The organism is Microcoleus sp. Pol11C2 (genome assembly GCF_036701505.1).
GTDB lineage: Bacteria > Cyanobacteriota > Cyanobacteriia > Cyanobacteriales > Microcoleaceae > Microcoleus.
The window spans coordinates 1-25,991 of sequence record NZ_JAUBQX010000043.1; the positions used below are offsets into that span (position 1 = coordinate 1).

General features: G+C 46.2%; 19 protein-coding genes. 3 read left to right on the plus strand and 16 right to left on the minus strand.

Annotation, left to right across the window (positions count from 1 at the left end; genetic code table 11):
• Positions 1-183: 183 nt before the first annotated feature.
• Together QUA42_RS20965 and QUA42_RS20970 are read right to left on the minus strand one after the other, a co-directional pair.
• Positions 184-609: a DUF4359 domain-containing protein gene (locus tag QUA42_RS20965; RefSeq protein ID WP_333139727.1), complete on the minus strand. Its 426-nt coding sequence runs from the start codon at positions 607-609 to the stop codon at positions 184-186.
• Positions 610-834: 225 nt separating this feature from the next.
• Complete coding sequence (locus QUA42_RS20970) at positions 835-1,800, minus strand: M48 family metallopeptidase (protein ID WP_333139729.1); 966 nt, start codon at positions 1,798-1,800, stop codon at positions 835-837.
• 226 nt (positions 1,801-2,026) lie between these two features.
• Between QUA42_RS20970 and QUA42_RS20975 the strand changes: the two genes are divergently transcribed.
• Positions 2,027-2,578 (plus strand): acireductone dioxygenase, encoded by a 552-nt coding sequence (locus tag QUA42_RS20975; RefSeq protein ID WP_333139731.1) that lies wholly within the window; start codon positions 2,027-2,029, stop codon positions 2,576-2,578.
• Between the two features lie 83 nt (positions 2,579-2,661).
• On the opposite strand, the gene QUA42_RS20980 is transcribed toward QUA42_RS20975, so the two are convergent.
• Complete coding sequence (locus QUA42_RS20980; RefSeq protein WP_333139733.1) at positions 2,662-4,281, minus strand: NAD(P)/FAD-dependent oxidoreductase; 1,620 nt, start codon at positions 4,279-4,281, stop codon at positions 2,662-2,664.
• Positions 4,282-4,466: 185 nt separating this feature from the next.
• Between QUA42_RS20980 and QUA42_RS20985 the strand changes: the two genes are divergently transcribed.
• Complete coding sequence (locus QUA42_RS20985; protein ID WP_333084404.1) at positions 4,467-5,072, plus strand: chorismate lyase; 606 nt, start codon at positions 4,467-4,469, stop codon at positions 5,070-5,072.
• A gap of 158 nt (positions 5,073-5,230) precedes the next feature.
• Here the strand turns inward: QUA42_RS20985 and QUA42_RS20990 are convergent, their stop codons facing one another.
• From QUA42_RS20990 to QUA42_RS21045, 12 genes are all read right to left on the minus strand, one after another.
• Positions 5,231-6,532 (minus strand): cytochrome P450, encoded by a 1,302-nt coding sequence (locus tag QUA42_RS20990; protein WP_333139735.1) that lies wholly within the window; start codon positions 6,530-6,532, stop codon positions 5,231-5,233.
• 201 nt (positions 6,533-6,733) lie between these two features.
• Positions 6,734-10,171, minus strand: a complete 3,438-nt coding sequence (locus QUA42_RS20995) for a PAS domain S-box protein (protein WP_333139737.1) — start codon at positions 10,169-10,171, stop codon at positions 6,734-6,736.
• Positions 10,172-10,814: 643 nt separating this feature from the next.
• Positions 10,815-12,848: an ABC transporter ATP-binding protein gene (locus tag QUA42_RS21000; RefSeq protein WP_333139739.1), complete on the minus strand. Its 2,034-nt coding sequence runs from the start codon at positions 12,846-12,848 to the stop codon at positions 10,815-10,817.
• 272 nt (positions 12,849-13,120) lie between these two features.
• Positions 13,121-13,633, minus strand: a complete 513-nt coding sequence (locus QUA42_RS21005; protein WP_333035161.1) for a hypothetical protein — start codon at positions 13,631-13,633, stop codon at positions 13,121-13,123.
• A 330-nt stretch (positions 13,634-13,963) separates the two neighbouring features.
• Complete coding sequence (locus tag QUA42_RS21010; RefSeq protein ID WP_333139741.1) at positions 13,964-14,230, minus strand: hypothetical protein; 267 nt, start codon at positions 14,228-14,230, stop codon at positions 13,964-13,966.
• Between the two features lie 99 nt (positions 14,231-14,329).
• Positions 14,330-14,767 carry a DUF3574 domain-containing protein gene (locus QUA42_RS21015; protein WP_333139743.1) on the minus strand — a complete coding sequence of 146 codons (438 nt, stop codon included), beginning with the start codon at positions 14,765-14,767 and terminating at the stop codon, positions 14,330-14,332.
• Between the two features lie 372 nt (positions 14,768-15,139).
• Positions 15,140-15,487: a hypothetical protein gene (locus QUA42_RS21020; protein ID WP_333139745.1), complete on the minus strand. Its 348-nt coding sequence runs from the start codon at positions 15,485-15,487 to the stop codon at positions 15,140-15,142.
• A 332-nt stretch (positions 15,488-15,819) separates the two neighbouring features.
• The gene (locus tag QUA42_RS21025; RefSeq protein WP_333139747.1) at positions 15,820-16,902 is read right to left on the minus strand and encodes an ABC transporter ATP-binding protein; all 1,083 of its coding nucleotides are present in this window, start codon (positions 16,900-16,902) and stop codon (positions 15,820-15,822) included.
• 190 nt (positions 16,903-17,092) lie between these two features.
• Positions 17,093-17,956: a carbohydrate ABC transporter permease gene (locus QUA42_RS21030; RefSeq protein WP_333139749.1), complete on the minus strand. Its 864-nt coding sequence runs from the start codon at positions 17,954-17,956 to the stop codon at positions 17,093-17,095.
• Between the two features lie 71 nt (positions 17,957-18,027).
• On the minus strand, positions 18,028-18,936 hold the full coding sequence (locus tag QUA42_RS21035; protein WP_333139751.1) for a sugar ABC transporter permease: 909 nt from the start codon (positions 18,934-18,936) through the stop codon (positions 18,028-18,030).
• Between the two features lie 192 nt (positions 18,937-19,128).
• The gene (locus QUA42_RS21040) at positions 19,129-20,445 is read right to left on the minus strand and encodes an ABC transporter substrate-binding protein (RefSeq protein WP_333139753.1); all 1,317 of its coding nucleotides are present in this window, start codon (positions 20,443-20,445) and stop codon (positions 19,129-19,131) included.
• A gap of 693 nt (positions 20,446-21,138) precedes the next feature.
• Positions 21,139-22,473 (minus strand): DUF4912 domain-containing protein, encoded by a 1,335-nt coding sequence (locus QUA42_RS21045; RefSeq protein ID WP_333139755.1) that lies wholly within the window; start codon positions 22,471-22,473, stop codon positions 21,139-21,141.
• Between the two features lie 793 nt (positions 22,474-23,266).
• On the opposite strand from QUA42_RS21045, the gene cysS reads away from it, so the two are divergent.
• Positions 23,267-24,808 carry a cysteine--tRNA ligase gene (gene cysS, locus QUA42_RS21050; RefSeq protein WP_333139757.1) on the plus strand — a complete coding sequence of 514 codons (1,542 nt, stop codon included), beginning with the start codon at positions 23,267-23,269 and terminating at the stop codon, positions 24,806-24,808.
• 91 nt (positions 24,809-24,899) lie between these two features.
• Here the strand turns inward: cysS and QUA42_RS21055 are convergent, their stop codons facing one another.
• Positions 24,900-25,850, minus strand: coding sequence for an alpha/beta fold hydrolase (locus QUA42_RS21055; protein WP_333139759.1), 951 nt, complete (start codon positions 25,848-25,850; stop codon positions 24,900-24,902).
• Between the last annotated feature and the right edge of the window lie 141 nt (positions 25,851-25,991).

A 25,991-nucleotide genomic window follows, 5' to 3' on the forward strand; every position in this document is an offset into this window, starting at 1 on the left:
TAATAAATCCTCAACATCTAAAAAACTGGTTTACTAAATGCTGCTACTGTCATCTATAAACTTGCAATCTGCTGTATGTGCTGCCGCTCTCCGAATTTATTGAGATTTGCTTAGAGACAATTACCTAAGCAAAAACCGGGCTTTCTACAAAACCCGGTTTCTACACTTAAACTTAATTTGACTCTACTTTTGAGCATTTTCAGAACTAGGTGGCAACGTCACGAAATTCCCAAAAGCTCCAACCGTTGGATAGCTTTTTTTGCCTAATTGAGTTGTGTAAATACTGACCACACCTAAATTTTGACGCTGCGTTGTATTGTCTAGCAAGCTTTCGATCGTGTCCCGCTGCGAAGTTAGCAAATTCTTGCAACTGCCGATCAAAGTATCTGTAATGCCGCTCAAAGCTTTCGGCACGCGAGAATCCTTGCACACAGTGCTTTCCAACTCGGTTTGGAGTACGCCGGAAGCATAAGTTAGGTATTTGTCTCTCCCAGGATTTGTAAATGCCATGCCGGCGGCAAGAAGAGTCAGGGCGATCGCGACTTTTCCCACATTGCCGAAAAAATTAGAAGTTGGCTTGTTAGTATTCATTGCGTTATCAATATTCATTTTTTTTAGCCCCGTTGATTTATAAGCTTCTCTTGATTTAAACTACACCTCCTCAGAAACAGATTTCCGAAAGGAGGGGACACTTTTTAGATTGGAGGCCAGTTGCGAGTAAGTCTCTCACTGGTTTACCTTCCTTTTACGTTTCCCCCTCCCTCAAATCCGGTAAATCTTCAACAAAACATTTAGCGGGTTCCCAGGCACAGCCTGGAAACGAGGAATTTAAACTTAGTTTCGCTTTGATTTTTGCCTCTCGATCTCCCGCTGCAACTCTTCAATTTGACGGCGCAAAGCCTCCGTCTCACTGTTAGGCGTTTGCGACTTCACATCAACCGCACCCTCGGATACGGCCCGCTTGTAGTTCCCCAGTTTAATTTGGCGGTATTCCTCGGAACTTGCCCAGTCTCGCAAATACCTCAGCCGTTCCACCGGGAAAGGGTGACTCAGCATCACGCCTTGGCCGCCGTTGTAAAGTAAAAATTTATACACTTGGTTGAGATTGTCTCGATCGAGCTCTTGATAGTTGTCAGACTGGCGGATAAATTCTTGCAAACTGCATTGGTCAGCATATTTACTGCTAACTCCCGCAAGTTGCATCATCGTCTTCATCACACTGTTCAAGTCATCCGTCACCAACAAAGCCGCCCGATCCGCCGACAATTCAGCCTTGCGCCGCCACTCGTAAAAAGCGAAAATTAAACCGCTACCGACCATATTTCCCAAACCGAAAGTCATCTCGCCAATTGTCGATGCGACGCTCATCGCCCACATCGCCATTTGATTTAAAATTGGATGGCCGCATTTAATGTGTCCCAACTCGTGAGCCAAGACTACCCGCAGTTCCGCCTCATCCAACAAGTCTAAAAGACCCGTGTTTAATACTACATAAGGCTGGTTTTTTCCCAGGGCATAGCTGTTAACCGAGGGATTCTGAGAAACAAACAAACCCGGTTCTGGAAAAATATCTAAAGCCTGCACGCACTCCCGAAATATATGATAAATGCTGGCATATTGGCGGGGCCCAACTTGAATGCTATTTCCCATTAGGTAAACGAATTGCGGTCGTTCGTAGACAAATTCTACAAATTTGCTGGCAATTAAGTCAAATCCAGGCACGCTTCGCAGCGCTTCCTCAGCTTGGCGATCGAGGGGATGTTGAAAAGCTTCGCTAGAAATTCCCGTATAAGTAGGCATAGTTGTTGCAAAAGTTACATTTAAGATATCAGGATTGCCGATCGCTGCTGGTGCTAGCTGGCCCCTGACTTATAATATTATCGCGACAAATATTCAACTGTTGTGGAACAGGCCGAAAAGCCTGTTCAAATTAGCGTTAAAATTGTGATTCTGGTACAGGCGCGATCGACAAACATCTTTCACAGTGCCTGTGTATCGCCTCACCCAAAAATTGGAACGTGCAAAAATGGCTATCCTGCGACTCGAAAACGGTACAACCTACACTCAACAAAGCGACATTACCCGAGAACTCGCTTCCTTAAACATTCAACTTAACCGCTGGCCCGTGGGTGACAGCGCTGAAATTCAAAATTTGTTAGCTAAAGATGCTCTTGACGACAATCAAAAAGAGCAAGTGCTGCAAGCCCTCGACAGCTACTTTCAACAGTTGTCGGAAAGTGCAGGCTATCAGGATCGCGACTTAATTGTACTGCACCCGGACATTCCCAACCTCGACACCATGCTGTCCAATTTCAACAAATGCCACATCCACGCCGATGATGAAGTCCGCTATATCGTAGCAGGCGAGGGAATTTTCGGCTTCGTGCGTCCCGACGGCAGCCAAGTCGAACTCACAGTGCAGCCGGAAGAATTTATCAACGTGCCGGCGAATACAGAACACTGGTTTTATTTGACAGCATCCCAGAAAATTAAAGCGGTGCGCTATTTTACCACTAAAGAAGGCTGGACGCCTGAGTATACCGATACCGAAATTCGATCGCGTTTAGCTGCTGTTTGAACAGTTGACAGTTGACGGTTGACGGTTGACAGTTGACGGTTGACGGCAATCTTCAAATCATCTAAAAATCCTCAAATCCAGCCTCAAATTTTGTGATTTGAAGATTGCAAAATACTCAAAGCAACCGCCTCCGCCACCTTAATCCCATCAATCCCCGCCGACAGAATACCACCCGCATATCCTGCCCCTTCCCCAGCAGGATAAAGACCTTCTGTATTCAAACTCTGATAATCATCTTTGCGTTTAATCCGAATTGGTGAAGAAGTGCGCGTTTCCACCCCAGTCAAAACCGCATCATCCATCGCAAATCCTTTAATCTGTTTGTCAAAAGCCGGAAGTGCTTCGCGGATAGCTGCGATCGCATAATCTGGCAAACTTTCGCTCAAATCAGTCATCACAACTCCCGGCGTATAAGACGGCTGCACACTGCCTAGCGCCGTGGAAGGGCGATTCGCCAAGAAATCACCCACAAGCTGCCCAGGGGCGTTGTAAGTGCCACCTCCTAACTCAAATGCCCGTTCTTCTAGACGACGCTGAAACTCAATTCCGGCTAAGGGATGACCAGGATAATCTCCCGGCGTGATACCCACCACAATTCCGCTGTTAGCATTGCGTTCATTGCGAGAATATTGACTCATTCCATTAGTGACAAGTCGCCCCGGTTCTGACGCAGCCGCCACTACCAAACCACCGGGACACATACAGAAACTATACACAGAACGATTGTTTTGGCAATGGTGAACCAGTTTGTAATCGGCGGCGCCCAAAAGCTTATGGCCGGCCCGATCGCCAAAACGACAGCGATCGATAATAGTTTGGGGATGTTCCACCCGAAAACCAATGGAAAAAGGTTTTGCTTCAATGTAAACCCCGCGCGAAAACAACATTTCAAAAGTATCGCGGGCGCTGTGTCCCACCGCCAGAACTATATAATTACTAGCAATATATTCTCCACTAGCGAGGGTAAGTCCCTGCACTTTTCCCTTTTCGATGTGGATATCTTCCACACGAGTTTGAAACCGAATTTCTCCGCCTAATGATTCTATTTGGGCGCGAAGACTTTGGACAATTCCCACCAGTTTGAACGTGCCAATATGCGGTTTATTAATATAGAAAATTTCTGGTGAAGCTCCCGCATTTACAAGTTCCGTCAGCACCTTACGTCCATAATGCTGAGGATCTTTAACTTGGCTGTAGAGCTTGCCATCGGAAAAAGTACCCGCACCACCTTCGCCAAACTGAGCGTTAGATTCTGGGTTGAATTCTGCTTTTTTCTTCCAAAATCCAAAGGTATCAACCGTGCGATCGCGCACTGCTTTTCCGCGTTCTAAAAGGATGGGGCGAAACCCCATTTGTGCCAGCATCAGACCCGCAAACATACCGCACGGCCCTGTACCAATCACAATGGGGCGAATCGTCAAATTGCTGGGGGCTTTGGCTACATACCGATAACTCGTGTCTGGTGTTACCATCACATGAGGATCTTTTTTGAAGCGCGCCAAAAGTTGCTTTTCCTGTGTCGTTTCTACATCCACAATATAGACAAGGAGGATTTCTGCTTTTTTACGAGCATCATAGCTGCGCTTGAAGATGGAATAGCTGAGCAATTCTTCGGGGGGAATTTGCAGCTTTTTGAGAATGGCGCTGGCGATCGCATCTTCAGGATGATCGAGGGGGAGTTTTATTTCGGTTATTCGTAACATATAGCGGAAGGAAGAAGGAAGAAGGAAGAAGTAAGAAGGAAGAATAAAAATCCCGAACAGAAGTATTATAACTATTTAACCGGACATCCTATGGGCGATCGTCATTGGGCGATCAATTTTTAATTTTTGAGCGGATAATTGCAGAAGCGTTATAATAAACAAAAAATTAAGTTTTGTAAAGACCCTTGACTGCAACATTTACACCCAAAAACAGCCGCACCTGGCACGCTCTCAACCCCCTGTGGCAAGGAGCCGAAGACGCAGTACAGAAGGGTTTGCCCCACACCAAGCTCGCACCGGCATGGCAAATACTGCTCCTAGGCGACGGTTCCCCCACCCGTCACCTGCAACTGCTGACAGGGGAACCCACAGAAGTAGATGTGATCGATATGTCTTTAGTGGGTGAAGACGCAGACGGCGCGCCCCAGCAAATTGTCGCCGTTCCGGGGCCGCGGCTGCGCCGCCAAGTTTGGCTGCGAACAGCTTCTGGTCAGCGTTTAGCCTATGCGACTTCTTGGTGGGAAGCGAGCCACGTAGACGAATATTTACAAAATAAATCTTTGCCAATTTGGGCTAGTTTAGCGAGACTGCGGACAGAATTGTATCGCGATGTGCAGGGCATTTATTGCGGTAATTCGGCTGCTTTGGAATCAGCGTTTGAAGAGTCGGGGCCTTTTTGGGGACGACACTATTTGTTTTGGCATCACGGGAAGCCATTGACTCTGATTTATGAGGTTTTTTCTCCTTATTTAACTAAGTATTTGGGGTCGATGCAATTGGATGTTGATTGAGACTGAGATCTTGCGCCATTATCAATCAGGCTTTCAGGGCGGGCTAGAAGCCCAACCCCTACTCCCCACAATAAAATTTATCTCTTGTGGAACAGGCCGAAAAGCCTGTTCTCAAGAAGAAGAGGAAAATCAGGAGGGTGTAGAACTGAAGCTTCTACTTATTTCATTGTTGTTCGACGAAATTTTACTCGCAAACCGTCGCGGGGATGCGGAGTCGGTACTGTGATTAAATTCAAATCTTGATCGGGTAAAAGTTCCCATTCAAACTCCCGAACAATCTTTGCAGCAAACAACTTCATCTCTAACCGGGCAAATTCTTTGCCCAAACATTCTCGCAAACCTCCACCAAATGGCACGTAACTGAACGGTTTTGCCGATCGCTCGGAGTTAAATCTATCGGGATCGAAGCGATCTGGTTCAGGATAAAGTTGACTATCCTGATGGGTTTGATTAATCTGAGAAAGCACAGTCCAACCCTTGGGAATTTCATAGCCGCCGAACTCACAAGCATTAATGACTGTCCGAAAAATACCTCCCACTGGTGGAACTAAACGCAGCACTTCTTGCAGCACCTGTTCTAAATAAGTCATTTGTTTGAGTTGTTCCAATGTTAGGGGTTCCGTAGCGGGGAACTGCTGCTGTTCGGTGCGGACTTTTGCCATCACATCGGGATGTTGAGCTAGGAGAAGACAAAAAGAGGCGATCGCCGAAGTTAAAGTTTCGTGTCCCGCAAACAACAGCAACAGCACTTGATCTTTTAACTCCTCCAAACTCAAACTATTTCCCTCGTCATCGCGAGCAGATATCAGCAAACTCAAAGCATCATTGCCACTTGGAGTTTCTTGTTGGCGATCGATAATAATCTTTTCAAGTTCTGCCAACAGCAGCTTTCGGCACTTTTTCGCCTTGCCAAACTGACTCCAAGGCACATCTATAGGAATCGAAAATAAACCATTACACCAAGTTTCAAAATAATGTCCTAGCGCCGTTTCCGCACCATTATCAATCCCTACTAACAACTTACCCGCAACATCAAAAGTATAATTTCTCAGTTCGGGATACCAAGTCAGCGTTTCCATTTGGGCCCATTTTTCCAAATAGCGCTGAGTGATATTTTCCATCGCGCCGAGGTAGCCGGCTAAAGCTCGCGGCTGAAACGCTTGGTACAGCAACTTGCGCCGGTTTTGGTGGTTAGCACCCGTTTGCAGCGACAAGGAAAGCGACCCTAAAAGCGCTCTCGTGCTGGCTGGCCAAGTCACAACAAAATATCGGTTGTCATTGCTTAAAACAAACAAACTAGCCTCTTGGCCACGCATAAACACAGTAGGCTGTCCGAAAATGCTGGTTTTGAAAAGGGGCCCGTACTGCTGGTGGCGTTTTTTGGCAAATTGGGAATCTCGCAAAAACTTGAGGCTATCGCCAATTAGGGGTAAACCGAAACTGCCGGGAGGTAATGCCATTTTAGATTTTAGATTTTAGATTTTAGATTTTTAATATCATATCAATTTTAGTTGTAGGGGGCGCAATACGCACCAGGCAAATTTATGGGAAAATAACTTTTATCTGTTGGTAGCCTGTAGGGTACGTCAGTCTTAAGGTTTGTACAAAAAAATTTGTTTTTTCCAACTGACGCAGCTTAGTATTTTGGGCGACCAACCAATTTAAGTTTCTGTCCTTTTAATCGGAATCTCGATTATAAATTCAGTGCCTTTCCCTACCACCGAGAAACACTTAATTTCACCTTTATGTTTTTCGACAATAATTGAATGGGTAATCGCTAAACCCATCCCCGTTCCCGAACCGATCCGTTTTGTAGTATAGAACGGGTCAAATATCCGCTGCTTGACTTGCTCGGTCATACCTGCACCGTTATCAGCAATTCTAATTACAGCGAGATTACCTTCTATCTCTGTACGAATGCGGATAATTCCCGGATTTTCGAGCGGTTCTTGTAAAACGTCAATAGCGTTAGCGATAATATTCATAAACACCTGATTCAACAGTCCGGCGTAGCACTCCACCAGTGGCAATTTTCCGTATTCTTTAACGAGTTGAATTGCGGGGCGATGGTACTCCGTACCCGCTAGGCTATCGGGCTGAACTTTCAGACGGTGTTCTAAAATCATCAATGTGCTGTCGATGCCTTCGTGAATGTTAACCTTTTTCATGTCAGATTCATCGAGGCGAGAGAAATTCCGCAAACTCCGCACGATATCCCGGATGCGAGTAGCTCCCACCTGCATAGAAGACAGCATTTTCGGCAAGTCGTCTAGCACAAAATCCAGCTCTAAGACCTCTATTTCCTTCTGAAGAGCTGGAGAAGGTTCCGGGTATTCATCTCGATACATTTGCAGCAGTTTCATCAGGTTTCTAGTGTATTCTTCTGTGTAGGTAAGATTGCCGAAAATAAAGCTGACTGGGTTATTGATTTCGTGGGCTATTCCTGCTACCATCTGACCGAGACTAGACATTTTTTCTGCCTGCACGAGTTGAGTTTGAGCTTGCTGGAGTTCGTACAGAGTTACTTCGAGTTTTGCAGCTTGTTCTTGCGCTATCCGAGCTGAATCGACGCTTTTAGTGTAAAGTTCAGATTGACTGATGGCGATGCCCAATTGATCGCCAATTGCCTCCATTAACTCCACTTCCTCTTTTGTCCACTTGCGCACCTCCCTGCAAGAAACGCAGCCAATAACACCACTTAAACCCCCGGCACTTTTAATCGGCAAATCCAAGACAGACTTGTAACCAACATCCAAAAAGAATTTTCGTTCTACGGGATCGCTGACAGTTGCAACCTCATCTATTTGATAAACTTCCAAATTAGCGATTTTTTGCGACAGCGTACCCGTTATGTCAGCAGGGAAATAACCCAAAAGCGAGAACAAGTCATCATTTTTAGCTTCGTGGACGACATCCCAAGCAGGTGGCGAAGCGTCGGGCAAATACCAGATAAACAGACAGCGATCGAGTTGCAGCAAGTCGCGAATTTGCTGCACGGTTGTTGCTAGAATAGTATCTAAATCCAGAGATTCGCGGATATTGCTAGCTAGCTGGTTCAGCAGCGCTTCCTGCTCCGCTAACTTCCGGAATCGCGCTTCCGAAGCTTGCAATTTTAGTTGAGCTTCTTTTTGTTGTGTAACGTCCAAACCCAAGCCAATTAAGCCGATCGCGCTGCCGTTGGCCTCTTTTACCTTAGCTTTAATTACCTCTAAATGGTGATTTTTACCGTCAGCAAACTGGATAATTTCATCAGCATAAAAAGGACTATCTTGACTCCAGACTTGCACGTCAGACGCCATGCAGTTAGCAAATGCTTCCGCTCCCAAAATTTCACAACAGTGAGATGCTGCCAAAAATCTTTCTTCAGGAACGTTTACAGATTCGCAAAAAGTTTTGTTAACCAACAGCATCTTGCCTTTAGTGTCAGTCAGCCACACCCAAATGGGAGCGTTGTCAATAATTGCCCTCAAAGTTTGCTTTTGTGTGGCGAGAGCTTCTTCTGTTTGTTTGCGCTTAATTCCCAGCGCGATCGTATCGGCACTTGACGCCAAAGCAATCAGCATTGATTCGTTCAACTCCTGGCGAGCAAACATCGCGATTACTCCCAGCAACTGATTGTCAACAATGAGCGGATATCCAGCAAAAGCCACCATGCCTTCTCGTGAGGCCCATGTTTTGTCCTGGATTCGGGGATCTTCTTTCACACAATTAGTGATGTGAGGTTGTCGCTCTAGGGCGATTAAACCAATCTTGAACTCGCCGACAGCAATGCGGCTGTGAGCGCCGTCAATATGAGTATATATCCCCGCGCTTGCTTGCAGTTGCAATACATTTCCGTCTTCATTCAATGTCCAAATCCGAGCAAAGGCAACATCCAAATGGCGCACAACTGCATCGGCGCAATATTGCAAAGTTGTACGCAAACCCTGGTTTTGAGTTAGAACAATTCCCACATCTGCTGTGAATAAAGAAAGTTTCAATTGTTCTGCTAAAGCTTGTTCTGCTATTTTGCGCTCTGTAATGTCGGTAGCAGAACCGAGACGCTGCTTAATTTTTCCCTCCTCTGTTCTGCTAAATACAATATTCCGGCTGACTAACCAGTGCCAACAATTATGTTTGTCGCGCACCCGATATTCGTACTCAATAACTTCGCCGTCGGGAGCATTTTCTAATTGCTGAAAATAGCCGGGAAATTTAGCTAAGTCGTCAGGGTGGATTATGGTGGGCAGTAGGTTGCTGCCCATTTTTTGAACTTCTTCGGCGGTGTAGCCGAGGGTGTCAGTGATTTCGCGGTTGCTGTAGACATTTCGCTGCTCGGTTTGGTCGTAAACAAAGAGAAGATTCGGACTGGTATTGGCAATTCGCTCAACAAAACGCTGGCTCTCTTGCAGCGCTGCTTCTGCTTGTTTGTGAGCGGTAATGTCGCGGCCGACACCATACATCAATTCTTCCTCCCAGAAACGGCTACCAGTCCAGGCTATCCACTTGTAAGAACCGTTCCGACAGCGCCAGCGGTTTTCAAACCCAACGGTATTATTCCCCGCAGCAAGACTTTCAGCTTCTTTTAAAGTAGCTTCGCGATCGTCTGGATGCACGAATTCGAGGAAGAGTTGGCCAATCATTTCTCCTGGGGAATAGCCGAGTATTTTTTCTGCTGCTGGGTTGATCAGTGTTACATAACCGTCAAAACTAAGGACGCACAGCAGATCTAGCGAGAGGCTAAAAAAGCGATCGCCCGCGTTAGGTGGGCTGGAGGGGCGATCGTTTTGGGCTACGACAGCACAGGCGTTTGAGCCGGCCGATACCGCTAAAAAGACAATATTTGCTATTGCCAAAAATCCCAGGGCGAGTTGGCTATCGTAGAAATTATCACCGCTGTTAGCTACGAGCCACCCGTTTAAGAGAAGCAGTACAATTATCAAAATTGAGAATACACTGCCAGGGGCGATCGTCGCTACGCTGATTTTTTTTTCATAGTTCTTTCTAGATTCTGCTTTTTCTATTCTGGTGACTACTGCCGTAATTTTTGTCCACAACACTTGCATTAAGTTCGAGAATTTAGTGCTTTTTGATTCTTCGATACGAACAGAAGATTTCATTTTTTTACTCTTGATCCCGTTTTACTTGTGATGAGCCAAAATTACAAGAATAAAGATGTTTAAATATTGTAAAACTTTCCTAGCTTGCGAAATCTAGCATTTTAAGATTTGCGTAAATTTACGCAACCCCACCCGAGAATTAAGTGTATTTACGGAATTAGGGAGCAATCTCTTTTTAGGTGGGGTGGGCATTTTCTACTTTTTCCGGCTCATAGAGAGAGTTTATTTATAATACTACGCTACTTATTGTTGTTAGTCATTGGACATTTAGCCTAATTGAGGTAGTCCTAGACGCAGAACCTAATTATGTACGCTGCACATGAAGATCCTTACCGCGTTATAGTAGCCTATTATACCACTTTTTGCGTCCAGGAATGACCGCGTTGGATGTACGAAAATAGTGCGTCGAGATCCCTGGCTGTGGGTTAAACAGCCCCGAATATTAGTCAAGTTCAAACAGGTTGAGTTTGAGCATAAATTATGAAGTTAAAATAAATATAAACTGCTTATTTGTGAAGATAAAAAGAAAAAAACCTTCATAGCTGTTTTTCCTTGCAGGAGATGTTCGCCCGTAATGGCTAATTAGTAATTGGTAATTGGTCACAGGCAATTGCTACTTGATACGAGTTAAAAACACTAGATATCAATTTTGTTGTGATTCATCTGCAGGCGATGGGGGCCAAGCAGCTTGGCGACCTAGTTGCTGTTGCCGAATTCGCTCCAAATTCCCTGCTGGAATAGAAGCTATGAGTTGCCGCGTGTAAGCTTGCTGCGGTTGGCGGTAAATGCGTTCAGCAGTGCCAATTTCCTCGATTTTACCTTTGTTCATGACGATCGCGCGATCGCTCATAAACTTAACCACGCTCAAATCGTGAGAAATAAAAATATAAGTCAGTCCAAACTCTGTTTGCAACTCCTTCAGCAAATTTAAAACTTGCGCCTGCACCGACACATCTAATGCCGACACCGACTCATCGCAAATAATAAACTTAGGATTCAAAGCCAAAGCTCTAGCAATACAAATTCGCTGCCGCTGTCCGCCCGAAAACTCGTGAGGGTAGCGCCGCATAAAATCGGGATTTAAACCCACTCTCTCCAACAAATAAGCCGCGCGGTCGCGCTGTTCTTTCTGGTTCTTACCAAAGCGGTGAATCACCATCGGTTCCATCACCGCATCCCCAACATTTAGGCGCGGATCGAGAGAACTAAAAGGGTCTTGAAAAATAATTTGCAAATCGCGCCGCAGCCACCGCAATTTGCGATCGTACTCTTTTTGCATCCGATAATTAGCCATCCACTGCGATGCCGAACTACTTTTCGCAGGAGGCGTAATTTCTTGACCTTCAAAAAACACTTTACCGCTAGCGATCGGAATTAATTGCAGCAAAGCTCTCGCCAAAGTAGATTTGCCGCAGCCAGACTCGCCCACCAAACCCAAAGTCTCGCCCGGATAAACATCAAAAGAAATATCGTTTACCGCCATAAACAAGCGTTTAGTTTCGCCAAACATTCCCTGCACCGGAAAACCGACTCGCAAGTTATTAACAGCCAGTAAAGGGCCGGAAATATGCGGCAGCCTAGGCGGTTTACCTGTTGCAAAAGCGGGATTTCCTCCGCTGTTGTCGCCGTCTAAATCGGCATTTTTCTCGACAATTACTAATTCGCCACTAGCATTTGTGGTGACATCCATAAAATCGGAAACTGTCGGCAAGCGACGCAGTTGCCGATCGAGAGTTGGGCGGCAAGCTAATAAACCTTTTGTGTAAGGATGTTGGGGATTACTGAAAATTTGTTCGATCGCACCGCACTCAACAATCTTGCCTCGGTACATCACCGCCACCGTATCGCCAATTTCAGCAATGACGCCCAAATCGTGGGTAATAAAAATCATTGCCATGCCTCTAGAGTCGCGCAACTCGCGCAGCAAAGCTAAGATTGTTGCCTGCACGGTTACGTCCAAAGCCGTGGTAGGTTCATCAGCAATTAATAAAGTTGGATTGCAAGAAATAGCCATTGCAATCATCACGCGCTGGATTTGACCGCCTGAGAGTTCGTGGGGATAGCGATCGAGCATAGCTTGTTTTTGGCCGTTGACAAGCTGCATCAAATCGCGATCGTCGTCCATAACTGCTTGATTCCCCGCAGCAGTCCGGGAATGCTCTTGCCGCAAAGTCAAACACCGCTGCCTGAGCTCATCGTCGCCCGGTAGCAGCTTCACTTCTTGCAGCAGAGAAGCAGCTTGGCGCCGCGCTTCTGTCTGCGACACCTGTTGGTGCAAACAAATGGCTTCTGTGAGCTGAAATCCGATCGTATAAACGGGATTTAGCGAACTCATTGGCTCTTGAAAAATCGTCGCAATCTGGCTGCCCCGGTATGTTTGTTTTTCCCTGTCCGGCATTTCCAGCAGATTCACAGGCCCATTGCTAGCGCCGTCTTTTGTCGGAGAAAACCAAATTTCGCCATCGATTTTCGTTGACGAACTCAACAGCAGACCCATAACAGCGAGGGAAGTTACCGATTTTCCCGACCCCGACTCTCCCACGATGCCCAGAGTTTGCCCTCGCTTGACCTCAAAGGAAATGCCGTCAACCGCTTTGACGGTTGCAGACGCATCGCCTGCGTCCGCAGATTGAAATTGAACCCGCAGGTTGCGAACTTCTAGGACGGTTTCACTCATGGAAGTCTATGGCAAAAATTAAAGGGAGATTAAGTGGATTGTAGCAGGGCCTGTGGAAGGCAGAAGGCACGGAGAAAGTTTTAAGATTGCTTCGTTCCTCGCGAAGCGTGGCAATCTGAAAACTCAGAGCTAGTTATAGCGAATCTCAATCAGGTGAGGTACTCGTCGGCTTTCTTACCAATTCCGCAATCGAAAATCGAAAATCGAAAAACCCAATCAGTACCTCACTCAATTGACAATTGCGATAAGTGCCTTCTGCCTGCAATTATTCCTCAAAAACCTATGACTTGAGTGTCAGCAGGCAGTGCAGTGGCCTCAGAGACCTTTTTAAACACAGTTGCCTGCTCGTTTAAGGAATTAGGTCTGGCTTGTCCGGGATTGGTGCCTTGCAACTGAAGGCGCATTTGACCTTCGGGAGTCAATTCAAAAACAGTCTCAACGGTTTCTGTGCTGCTGAGGCCGACATCAATGTGCATCGGTTTTTCACCGAGATTAACTTTGTACCTCATTTCTTTGGCGCGGGCCGCTCCGTCGGGGCCTTTAGCCATGAGAAACAATTTGCCTTCTGGGGCAAAGACGAAGGTGAAAGACTGACCGGAGGGGACTGTGCCTTGCCATTGGCCTAGGAGTTGCTGGTCTAGGTTGCTAGCGGCCGGGGCTGCTGTTTCTTGGGCAATTGTTGGTGTTGCTGCGGATGCTGGGCCGAGTGAGGCGTTGAAGCTAATGAGGATGCCCAAGCAAAGGCTACCTGCGATCGCTTTACCAATCATTTTTGAATTAGACATGAGACAGATCTAAAAATTGGTTATTTGTTTTGTACACTGTAGCGGTAAAACCGTACTTTGTTTAGTTTAAATCCCTTTTATGGATAGATATAGGTTGCGGTTCAAACCTGCAACGCAGTTGTTATCCCCGGACTAAAGCTTTTCCTGAGCTTGTTTAAGGGTCACGGGGCTTTCAGTTTTTTTTATTGTAAAATCCAATACAAATCCGGCTTAAGCTGCACAGTTCGCTGTTCTGAGTTGATTGTTCTTCACTCAAAACAGCTAATTGACTATTGCGTTCGATCGCACCCCCAGATAGTTTAGCAAATCGATCGCATTAATAGTCTTTCATTAATTTTTTTCAGTCTCGGGTTCGACTTGTTCTGTCGGAGATTCCGGCGCGGGTTGCTGTGGATTTCGCGATCGTTTCATTTGCTCCAATGCCTCTGCGTAAGACCAAGCCACGCTCACAAGAAAAGCTTTCGCCATGCCGGACAAATTTTGTGCATCCTCGGTTTCAGGCGCTTCAGCTTTTTGGTTGCCGTCGTTCATCATGTTTTTGTTTTCTCCCGGGCAGGTTTTTCTAGCGATTTTTTGCAGTTGGCGATCGATACCCACAAATTATGATTTTTCTTGCACCCGCACCCTACCTATCTTTGAGGATATGACCTGGATTACCACGAATAATATCATAAATACCCTGATTGGATGACCACATCAGAAAGAAACCTTAACTTCGCTGGTTGCCCGCAGCACCGACTCTTGATGGAAAGTGCGCTTGTAAGTTTCGATAATTTCATGAATAGCTTGATTTTTTTCAGGACTACTTTCATAAATTAAAATAACTATTTTAGAGTTTTCTCTAATCAGAATTCCAGAACTGTTGAGAAACTGCCCGGAGCTGTCTAATACGGTTAGCCCTTCGCGAAAGCGAGGGGTAATAACTGCCTTGACAAACTCCTGCCATTCGGATTCAGAAATTGTCTCGCCTCCCGGTTTGGTTAAGCCAAAAAACAGTTCATCTTTGAGGAGATTTGTTTGCTTGGCATTAGTCTCCGAAGTTTCGGGAAGTTGAGCGCGGGCAAGTGTTGCCGGACAAACAGGCAGGATGAACAGCAGGCCTGTCAAGCAAAGACTTTTAAGATGTTTATTCATCAGGAATTACGAGGAAATTCTCTATTGTGGGCCCTTGTTTCTAGCGTGTCCTTGAAATGCTGATTGAGAATACTGCAAGATCTCAGTTTTAACCACCGAGTCTGAGCAACGGGTTTTTAACGCGAATTTGATTTAATTTAACATAAAAGACTTCCAGCTCAAAAACCCAGTTTCTCAGGTGAAACTGGGTTTTTGAGCATCTGTTCTAGTTTATTTATGCTCGCCTACTTGATTGCGTCTGTCGTATTAAGTAGCTCAACCTATTTAAACGTCAAACTTTTCAGGTGTTCAGAAACCCGGAAGGGCGAGCACTCTTGGCTGCGCCCCGAAAGCAATCAGGTTTCTCAGTGTTATATTTTTTAGGTGGAGCTACTAATCGTTTAATTCGCGGATACTTCTCTTAGCAGTGTCTTGATACATCTCCCCCATTTCTTTCACGGCTGCTCCTGCCTCTTGGCCAATCTTCTGAGCTCGTTCGCCGGGAGAGTCTGAGGTTTCGCGAGCTTCTTGCCTCCATTCCCGCGTTGTTTGGGGTCTTTCAGGATTGTTGAGCTCAGATTTTGAGCTTGCTTGCGTGCTAAAACCTTTGTTAGTGCGTCCCGAATCAACAGTGGTTGTCAGCACCAGAAAACCGACTAGGACAACACTCAAAAAACTCTTAATTTGAAAGCCCTTAAGCAGGGAACTGATGCGAGCAATGGCTGTGGAAATCAAATTCATCTCAATAATACTCCCTAAGTTGATTGGTGATAATTTTCAACATTTTTCATCTAATTGACACGCTCCAAAATGAGCAGTTAATGCGAAGTAAAGCCAACTTAGCTTTAACTTCTGATTAACCACCTAAATAGAGTTATAGGTTAGCGATAAAATCTGGTAAACACGCAACCTATGTGTCAGCCAATTAGCTTTTTCACACATGAATATCACCTTAACAGCCGCACAATACTTCTACCTCTAACTAAAGTCATAACTTAGTTATAAGCAAAAAAAATATTTTTCAGCACAGGGTTAGAGAATTTTTAATCAATCATGCTCTGCAAGGCAAATTATTATTGCAAGCGATCGCCCGTTTTCACGTCAAACCAGTGCAGCAACTGAGGCGGAAAAACCAGCTCTACAATTTCTGAATTCCAGTGGCGGTCATTTGGCAGCAAAGCCCGCACCGTTACTGACTCCAAACCTTTAACTCGGACGCTAACTAAATTTTGCATTCCCAAGTTTTCCACTAAATAAACCTCACCTTTAATGGCGTCTGGGGCAGACATCTTGCCGGCCTCTGCATCTGCAAAGCCGACGTGTTCCGGGCGAATTCCTAACACAATTTCTGGGGGCACAGTCGGCATATCTGGTAGTCGAACTCGAAAATCGCCCAACTGAGCAAAATTGCCCTGGCATTTAAGCACTAGCAAATTCATTTGCGGGCTGCCCACAAAACCAGCGACAAACTGATTTGCTGGACGAGTATAAATTAAGTGTGGCGGATCGAGCTGCTGCACATTGCCGCTGTTGAGAACTGCGACTTTGGTAGAAAGCGTCATGGCTTCGGTTTGGTCGTGAGTTACGTACACTACAGGAGCTTTTTGGGAGGAAAACAATTGTTTGAGTTCGGCTCTAACTTTTTCCCGTAATAATGCGTCCAGATTGCTCAAAGGTTCGTCGAGCAAAAATACTTCCGGTTGGCGCACTAATGCGCGGCCGAGGGCGACTCGCTGCCGCTGTCCGCCTGATAGTTTTCCGGGTTTACGATCGATTAATTCCGTCAATCCGAGGGAGGTTGCAACTTCCGTCACTAATCGGTTGATTTCGCTGGAGGAGATTTTGCGAAGTTTGAGGCTCGATGCCATATTCTCGTATACTGTCATGTGCGGATACAGCGCGTAACTTTGAAAAACCATTGCAATATCGCGATCGCCCGGTCTGAGATAAGTGACATTGCGATCGCCAATTCTAATCTCGCCTCTAGTCGGCTGTTCTAACCCTGCAATTAACCGCAGCGTCGTAGATTTGCCACACCCAGACGGCCCCAACAAAGTCAGAAATTCCCCTTCGCTGACATCCAAACTAATGTCTTTTACGGGAACTACTTTAGGGCTGTAGGTTTTATTGAGGTTTTTTAGTTGCAATTTGGCCATGATTTTTAAACTGTTGACTGTTGACTGTTGACTGTGTTGTTTGACTCGTTCCCAGGCTCTACCTGATAACGCAGATTAGGAGGCTGTGCCTCCAATTTTCCTCCGTAAGCCGAGGCTCTTCCTCTGGATATCGGTTCCCAGGCAGAGCCTAGGAACCAGTTCAATCTAAAACCTAAAATCTAAAATCGATTTATCCTTTTACCGCCCCCGCAGTTAAACCCTGAACAATGCGCCGCTGGAACACCAAAACCAGCAAAACCAAGGGCAAAGTTCCCAAAACGGTAGCTGCGGCGATCGGCCCGTAAGGAATCTCAAATACTGACACCCCGCTGAGTTGAGCCGTGGCAACGGGGATTGTTTTTAGAGATTCGCGAGTCATAAATGTTAGGGCAAAAATAAACTCGTTCCAAGCTGAAATAAATGTTAAAATTCCCGTTGTGACTAACGCGGGAAATGTCATCGGCAGCACGATTTGCCATAGCATTTGAAAAGTGTTGTATCCGTCCACTTTAGCCGCATCTTCCAAATCTTTGGGCAATTGTTGAAAGAAACTCCGCATCACCAAAATTGTCAGCGGCAGATTGATCGCAGTGTAAGGAATAATTAATGCTAAATAATTATTGCCTAAATCCAAAGCTTTGACAATTTCCAGCAGTCCCAAAAATAGCAGCACCGCCGGAAATAGCGTCACAATCGTCACACTTGCCAGGATGATTCTCTCGCCCCACAACCGCAACCGGGCTAAAGCGTAAGCTGCGGGAGCGCCTACTGCTAAACACAGCAATGTTGAAGTAATGGAAACAAAAGCGCTATTTAAAATGTAAAGTGCAAACGGGCGGCGCTGGAACAGCGACAGGTAATGATCGAAAGTAATTCGTTTAGGAATGTAGACGTTGGGAATCGCTGAAATATCTGGATTTACTTTGAAAGAAGTTAGCACCTGCCAGAGGATGGGTGCAAGGAAATATGCGACAATTAAGAGCGCTGAAATTGGCAAGATTAATTGCCGGATGTTAAAGGTTTTTTTTGTAGGTTGTTCGCGGGCTAGAGACATAATTTGTACCAATGAAATAAAAGTGCAACAGTTGGTTCTCTAAAATCAAAAATCCCAAATCTAAAATCGTTTTAGTTTCCTCCGGCTGCATTGATGCGGGCTCTCGATAACAGGTAAGCGGCGATCGCAACTGCTGCCACTAACAGCAAAAAAGTACACACCACCAAAGCCGCCCCGTACCCAAAGTCTAAATACCTCATTACCGTGCTGTAAATGTAGATAGAAACCGTCTCCGTTGCCCCCGCCGGTCCCCCTCCCGTCATCACCTGAATCAAGTCAAAAATGCCGAAAGCTTGGGCAAATCGAAACAGCACAGCAATCACAATTTGTGGCATCAGCAGGGGCACGGTAACTTGACGGAAACTCTGCCAGCTACTGGCGCCGTCAATCGCGTGTGCTTCATATAAATCACCTGGAATTGATTGCAATCCTGCTAGCAAAAGCAAGCTGACGAAGGGCGTAGTTTTCCACACATCTGCTGTAATCACTGCCATCATTGCCAAAGTCGGATCTCCCAACCAGCTAATGCTATTTTGAATCAATCCCAAGCGCCTCAAAATGTCGTTAATTACGCCGTATTGGTCGTTAAAAATCCACGCCCAAGCTACTCCCATCAATGCAGTCGGCAGTGCCCAAGGTAGCAGGGAAATTGTCCGCACGATGCCGCGCCCTGCGAAGGATTGATTTAAGACTAAGGCAATGCCCATACCAAGAATTAATTCCAGCACAACAGAGGCGACAGTAAATACTGTGGTGTTGCCTAAAGTTTGCCAGAAACGCCCGTCGCCTAACATTCGACTGTAGTTAGCAAAAGCGGAAAAAACCAGTTTTAATTCTGTACCGAGGTTTTGGGTGAATAAACTCAGCCAAAAAGCGCGCAATATTGGGTAAGCAAATACTAGCATCAGAATTATCAAAGCTGGTGCTACTAATATCCATCCGGTTTTTTGTTCGCGCTGTCGCATCTGGTCTAATTGCATATTTCTCACCTTTAATTTATTTTTGGGCGGGCTATCAGCAACTGCCCACAATTGAATTAACTTTTTGTGGAACAGGCCGTAAAGCCTGTTCGGGCGGGCAAGATGCCCAACCCCTACTCCCCACGATAAAAAAATTCACTCTTTGTGGAACAGGCCGGAAAGCCTGTTTCTGACAGAGGCAAGATGTCAAATTTACGAAGCTTGGGGTTGTTTCAAACTGCCTAATAAATTACGAGTTTCGCTAGCTGCTGCTTTCATTGCTTGTTCTGCACTCATTCTCCCGGTAAAAGCTGAACTCAAATAACGCTGCAAAATATCAGAAGCTTGAGCGTATTGTGCCAGGGGCGGGCGCAAAGCTGACCGTTCCACTACTTTTAGCAGTTGCGGGTAGTGGGGATATTTTGCAACTATTTCTTTGTTGGTAAATAGGGATTTGTAACTGGGAACTAAACCGGTTTGTATAATAAATTTGCGCTGGGTTTCCTCGCTGGTAAGGTACTGAATTGCTTTCCACGCTTGTTCTGGATGTTTTGAGGTTTTGGCAATTCCCCAGCCCCAGCCGCCCAAGCAGGAACCGCCTGTTTGACCGGTACTGCTGAGCATTGGCTCGATCGCAATTTTGCCTCTAACATTCGATCCTTCGGCATTTGCCAGCTTCCAAACATACGGCCAGTTTCGCAAAAACAGCGCTTTGCCGTTTTGAAACAACAGCCGGGTTTCTTCTTCGCCGTAGGTGGTGACACCCGGAGGAGAAATGCCAGAGGCGATCGTATTTTTGAGAAATTCCACTGCTTTAATTGCCTCGGGTTTATCTAACCCAACTTCAAAAGTTTGCGGGTTAGCCCAGAAGCCGCCGAAACCGGAGAGCACTTCAACAAACATCGCAGATACTCCCTCGTATTGTTTACCTTGCCACAGATAACCCCAAGTTGCTTTTCCCTGTTTCTGCAAGTTTTGAGAGATTTTTACCATCTCTTCAAAGGTTTTCGGGGCTGGAATTTTCGCTTGTTCTAAAATGTCTTTGCGGTAATAAAGCATTCCGGCATCGGAAGCATGGGGAATTCGGTAAAGTTTGCCCCGATACCGCCCGCCTTCGACGTTACCTTGGATGAATTTTGAAAGTTGTTCCGGGGGAATTTTGTCTGTCAAATCGCTTACCCAACCTGCGGCTGCAAATTTGGGAACCCAGACAATATCCATGTTGATGATGTCGTAGGGCGATTCGCCTAAAAGAAAGGCAGATGTGTAAAGATTTTCTATGAGGTTGCTGTCGAAAGGTCCTTCTATGAGGTTGATGCGAATGTCGGGGTTTTTCTGTTCAAATTCTTTGACAAAGGGTTTCCAGTTAACAAGGTCTTGACCTTGCATTAACATGGTGAGCACGACTGGCTGTTGAGTCAGTGCCGGCAGAATAAATAAAAGCAAGACGGCGGCTAATGTGACAGCAAATAAGGCTAAAAGACGGGGACGCTTCTGGCTTCGTTGCTGCGGGGAATTTATTTTTTGCATTTGCTTTTGAGAAATGGCAGTGCGATCGCCTTCTTTCTCTCATAACTCGCTTTCTTTTGTTTCGCTGGATTTAGCGAGTTTGTGCAATAAAAATTTAAGTAAACTTTAGCTTACTTAATAATGCTTGACTGAAGAATGCAAATTTTGTTTTAAGTCTGGCGAAGGGGAGTTAAGTAGACATCTATCTATAGAGAGATATTGAGAAAGTTGTATAAGCTAGCAGTTGTCAATCGGATGAAACTCACATCTTGCACTATTGTCAAGAACAGGCTTTTCGGTCTGTTCCACAAGGAAATTCATCTCTTGTGGAACAGGCCGGAAAGCCTGTTCCTCAACAAGTAATTGAGAATTGTGCAATATCTCAGATGAAACAAAGTAGGGACTTAGGCTTGACCTAAGTCCCTACAGATGCTCGCATACAATCTATATTTATCCGTACTTTTAAGCATTGGTATAACTTTTGTCGATCGCCCAATCGACGAGCTATTCTATTATAAAAACCCGGTTTTCAAGTAAGTCCTAAATACAAAAAACACCGCTCCTCAAAACAGGAGAACGGTGTATAGGGGGTGTTATGGGTTGTTGTCTGGGATTAACCTTAACAAATCACGATCGGCTGAGGCTATGCCTTGTGATGGTTAAAAAATTGGCACAAACCTGCATGATCGCCCGTTGCTCGATCGACCTTTGCGATTAGCCCAACCATTCCACAACAGCATCCTGCTTGGTATTGGTGCGCCGTTCTGGGGTTTCGCGGTTGAATTTCAAGTGGATGGCGCGGTTTTGTTCGCCATCTGCTGCTACTGCAAAAATCGGATAGTCGATTAAGCCGTCTTGGAAGGACATCTGGAAGCGGAAAGTGCCGTCAGCATTGAGTTTAATCGGCTGTCCGCCTACGTAGACGGTAGCGTCAGGCTCGGTGGCCCCGTAGACGATCAGTTCGGCATCAGCAACTAACCAGAACTGGCGGGGGCGCATCGGGGCGGCGAAGCCAACTCCCGACATACCGACACCGGACATACCAAAACCAGACATGGTGAGACCGGACATACCGACACCCGACATGGTGAGGCCGGACATACCCACACCCGACGTGGTGAGGCCGGACATGGTGGGAGCCGCCCACATTCCGACGCCGGAGGGGAACACGTAGGAACTGAGAGCTTGTTCGTGGATGCCAACTTGCTGGACGGAACCGGCAACGTGCTGCATGGAACCGAAGACAGAACCCGCTACGCGCAGGGCTTCGGCAGATTCTGCCATGCCGAATATTTGTTCGTAGATGGCGTTGCTGGTGCTGTAACCACCGCCATTGACTGCTTGTGCGAGTTTCTTGGCCGGAGGAACCAGTTCGGCGAAGGTTTTGCCTTGCAATTCTTCTTCCCAGTCGAGGGTGATGAATTGATCTTCAATCCAGTCGCTGGGATAGACGGGAGGAACGCGGACTTCTGCAGATCGAGCTAATACCAGCCAGCGGCCATCTGCACAGCGGTAGCCGATGTCGATCGCGTAGTCCCGATCGCTCACGGGGATTGGCACGTACCATTCCCGCGCCAGTTCGTCGCAGGGATATTCTTGAATGCTGTGCGGGCTTTGAATGTCTAGGTTAACATCTGTAACGTCGTATATCCGCAGGGCGAGTTGCTGTCCTCCTTGGCGACGCAATTCTTCTTTGCGATCGTTGGGAATGTCCCAGTAAGTGTAGGCCCATTCTGGGTCGCGGGGCATTAAAACCACCCGGCTTTCGCCGTAGCCGTTTGGCAAATCTGCTAAACCTTCATCTACAGACGACAAAGAACCGCCTGTTCTATCTTCTTGACCGAGTTCAAACTTTGCTGCTTCCACTGCTTCTTGTGCCTCTAGTTTGCGAGATGGGCTGTAGGAAAATTTGGTGCGTTGAATTTCTTGAATTGATGCCAGAAGTTGCGATTTCCGCATCCGGCTGTAGCGAGAGACTCCACATTCGCTAGCAACTCTGCGGAGTTGTCGCAAAGTCATCTCTTCTAATGGTGGGCGTTCTTTTGCCATGAGTTGGTTCTCCACTAATTTAGGATGGCGGGTTAGATTTTTTTCTTTCAACACAAATGTGTTGACTTTTTGAGTTAGAAACTCTTTTAAATCCACATATTATCGAGCTTCCAAATCTCTCCAACCTTTGAAGCCTTGCTTGTTTTTAGCTTGTCTTGTCCCCCATTCGATCGGGGGTTTGGACTTATTGGCTTCTGCGCGCACCGCCCGATCTAAATAAAGCTTTATCTGTCGATTCTTGATTGACAAGATCGATTTTGTGAGTGCGATCGGTGCTGCTAGCAACGCTCTGCTGGCAGCACACGCGCTATTCGACTCCCAGGGCTGCTTAAATCCAAGCATTTCTTTGGGATCGCTTTGTCATGACTTAATGTTGCAGACAAGTTGCGATCGGGTCAAGGGGTCTTTTGCCTCAATCCTGGGTACTTATACGCATTTTCGTGATTTTGGGGATCAATATGTCAGGAAATCTTGACAATGTGGCGTGGGTGGGGATCGGCACCGAAACTATTGTCAAGATTCCCTGATACGAATTAGATGTGAGATTGAGTCGGCTGGGACGGTACTATGGATAGAGGAGATTGAGTACCAAATTTGCTAGGCTCGCAGTGGGCAGAGCGTATTTTGCAAGCTTCGCTAACCGGCGATCGCCACTACAAACCCACACTCCTGAACGCAAAAATGGTTTGACGCGCTACTGATACAGGTAAGGTGGGCCCTGCACACCCTACACATAGAGGTTCTGCCTAAATCTTGTAAAATCTAAAATCTAAAATCTAAAATCTAAAATCGAATGACTCTAACGCTTTACAACAGCTTGACCCGTCGCGAATCACCTTTTGAACCCCTAGAACCAGGAAAGGTGCGGATGTATTGCTGCGGCGTTACGGTATACGATTACTGCCACGTCGGCCACGCCCGCGCTTACATTGTTTGGGACATGGTGCGGCGTTATCTGATGTGGCGGGGATACGATGTGCGCTACGTGCAGAATTTTACAGATATTGACGACAAAATTCTCAACCGCGCCCGCGAAACTAATTCCACAATGGAAGCTGTGGCGGAACGCTTCATCGATGAATATTTTGCAGATATGGACAAGCTAAATATTCTCAGGGCCGATGAATATCCCCGCGCCACCCATACAATCGACGGCATTAAACGGCTGATTCACGAATTAGAAAATAAAGGTTATGCCTATGCCTCCGGCGGCGACGTTTACTACAACGTGAGGCAGTTTGCCGATTACGGAAAACTTTCGGGCCGCAAGTTGGAAGAAATGCAGGCTGGGGCTAGCGGTAGATTGGAAACCGCAGAAATAGAAGCTCAAAAAAAGCAAGATTCCTCTGATTTTGCCCTGTGGAAAAGCGCTAAATCGGGAGAACCTGCTTGGGATTCATCTTGGGGAAAAGGTCGCCCCGGATGGCACATCGAATGTTCGGCGATGGTGCGCGATTGCTTGGGCGAAACTATTGACATTCACTGCGGCGGTTCCGATTTAACTTTTCCGCACCACGAAAACGAAATTGCTCAATCTGAAGCGGCGACTGGCAAGTCACTTGCTAATTATTGGATGCACAATGCTTTTGTGACGGTCAACGGCAAGAAGATGTCGAAATCTTTGCACAATTTTATTATAATTCGCGATTTGTTGGATGGGAATTGGTCGGGGGATTTGGAATCTAACCCCCCCCTTGGTAAGGGGGGGAGTAAGAATGAAGGAAGCGAGAAGTCAAAAGCGGTGGAACCGATGGCGGTAAGGCTGTTTGTGTTGATGGCGCAGTATCGCAGTCAAATAGATTTTACCGAAGAGGCGATCGCTAGCGCTCGAAATGGTTGGCACACTCTTAAGGAAGGCTTACTTTTTGGCAGTCAACAGGGATCTAAACTCGGTTGGGATGTTGAGAAAATTGATAAATTGACGGGAGAACATAACACATTAGTCCAGCAATTTCAAGCAGCTATGGATAATGATTTCAATACTCCCGGCGCTTTGACTGTTTTGTTTGAATTGGCTAAGGAATTGGGCAAGGAAGGCAATGTTTTAGTGCATCAAGGCAAAACAGAAACTTCACCGGAATTGTTGCAGCAAAAATGGGTGACTTTGGTGAGTTTGGCGGGGGTTTTGGGTTTAGAAGTTCAGCCGGAAAGTGATAGCAATGATGCTGTTGACGGTTTGAGTGATGCGGAGATTGAAGTGATGATTCAGCAGCGGAAAGATGCCCGAAAGGCGAGGGATTTTGCTGAGGGCGATCGCATCCGCAACGAACTTAAGGATCGGGGCATTACTCTGATCGATCAAAAAGATGGTACAACCATCTGGCATCGCAGTTGAAATTTAGAGTTTTTTAACCGCAGATAAACGCGGATGAACGCAGATGAAATTCCATCCGCGTTCGTCTGTGTTCATCTGCTGATATCTGCGGTTAAAAACTCCCATTGACAAACTCCGCAACAGCCGCGACAAATTGTGCTGTGGATTCATAGGGTAAAACATTGCGCCCGGGCATTAATAAACCCTCAGCATTGGGAAAAGTTGTTAAATATTGCGCCAATCTTTCATCCGGTTTCTCTTCCTTACCCGCTTGACTGATGCTTGAGGCTTTTTCTCCCATCACAATGAGTGCGGGGCGATCGAACTTTTGAATCGTACCGCTATAATCCTGCCGCCAAAACCCCGCTAAAAACGAGAAAACCGCGTGTCTGCTGTCAGGATTTGCCGCCCCAGCCTGCAAAGCATCCAACCATTCGCTGTCAACTTTTGCCGCATCGCCAAACAGTTGTTTCACTGAAAAAGAACGCAAAAACTCAGCCCGTCTGGCGTAGCGGTAAAAAGCGTTTCCCAAGGGAGAATTTAACAAATTCCAGACAATTCTTTGCTGTCTTGCGGTCGAATGTTTGTTCATTACCGCCCAAGCTGGAGGCCCCGCGAGAACTAAGCCGCGAATTAAATTTGATCCGCTTTCCTGCTGCATTTTTGCTAAAGCCAAGCCTACAGACAGTAAAGCACCTTGCACGAGTACGATCGCAGGTTTTTTGACTACAGTTTCCAAGAAATACTGCAACTGTGCGGCCCAATCGTCTGGATAGCAAGCGACAGCCGGCATTTCGCAATCGCCGCAGCCCAACAGGTCGGGATTATAAATCGGATTAGTGTTCCCTGCTTTGTACCAACTCTCACAAAATCTATGCCAAAAGATTCTTGACAAACCAACTCCAATCGGATGAATTAATAACAAAGGGATGCTATCTTCTGTCGCAGTAGTTGGGTTATAAACATCATAAGCACAGCGATAGTTTTGCCATTCGTAAAACAGCGTTGGTGATTTTATAGACGACATCGTGGAGAAATCTTGGGTTGAATATTGCGGTTGCATATTATTTTTTTGTGCCGATGTTAGTTTTTATTATAATATGAGTAGGTGCGAGTTTTACCCGACATATATGTGGTAACTGATAAGATAAATAAACCCGCCCTGCGGGAAGACATAAGCGCGAATACAAACCTTTATTACTTA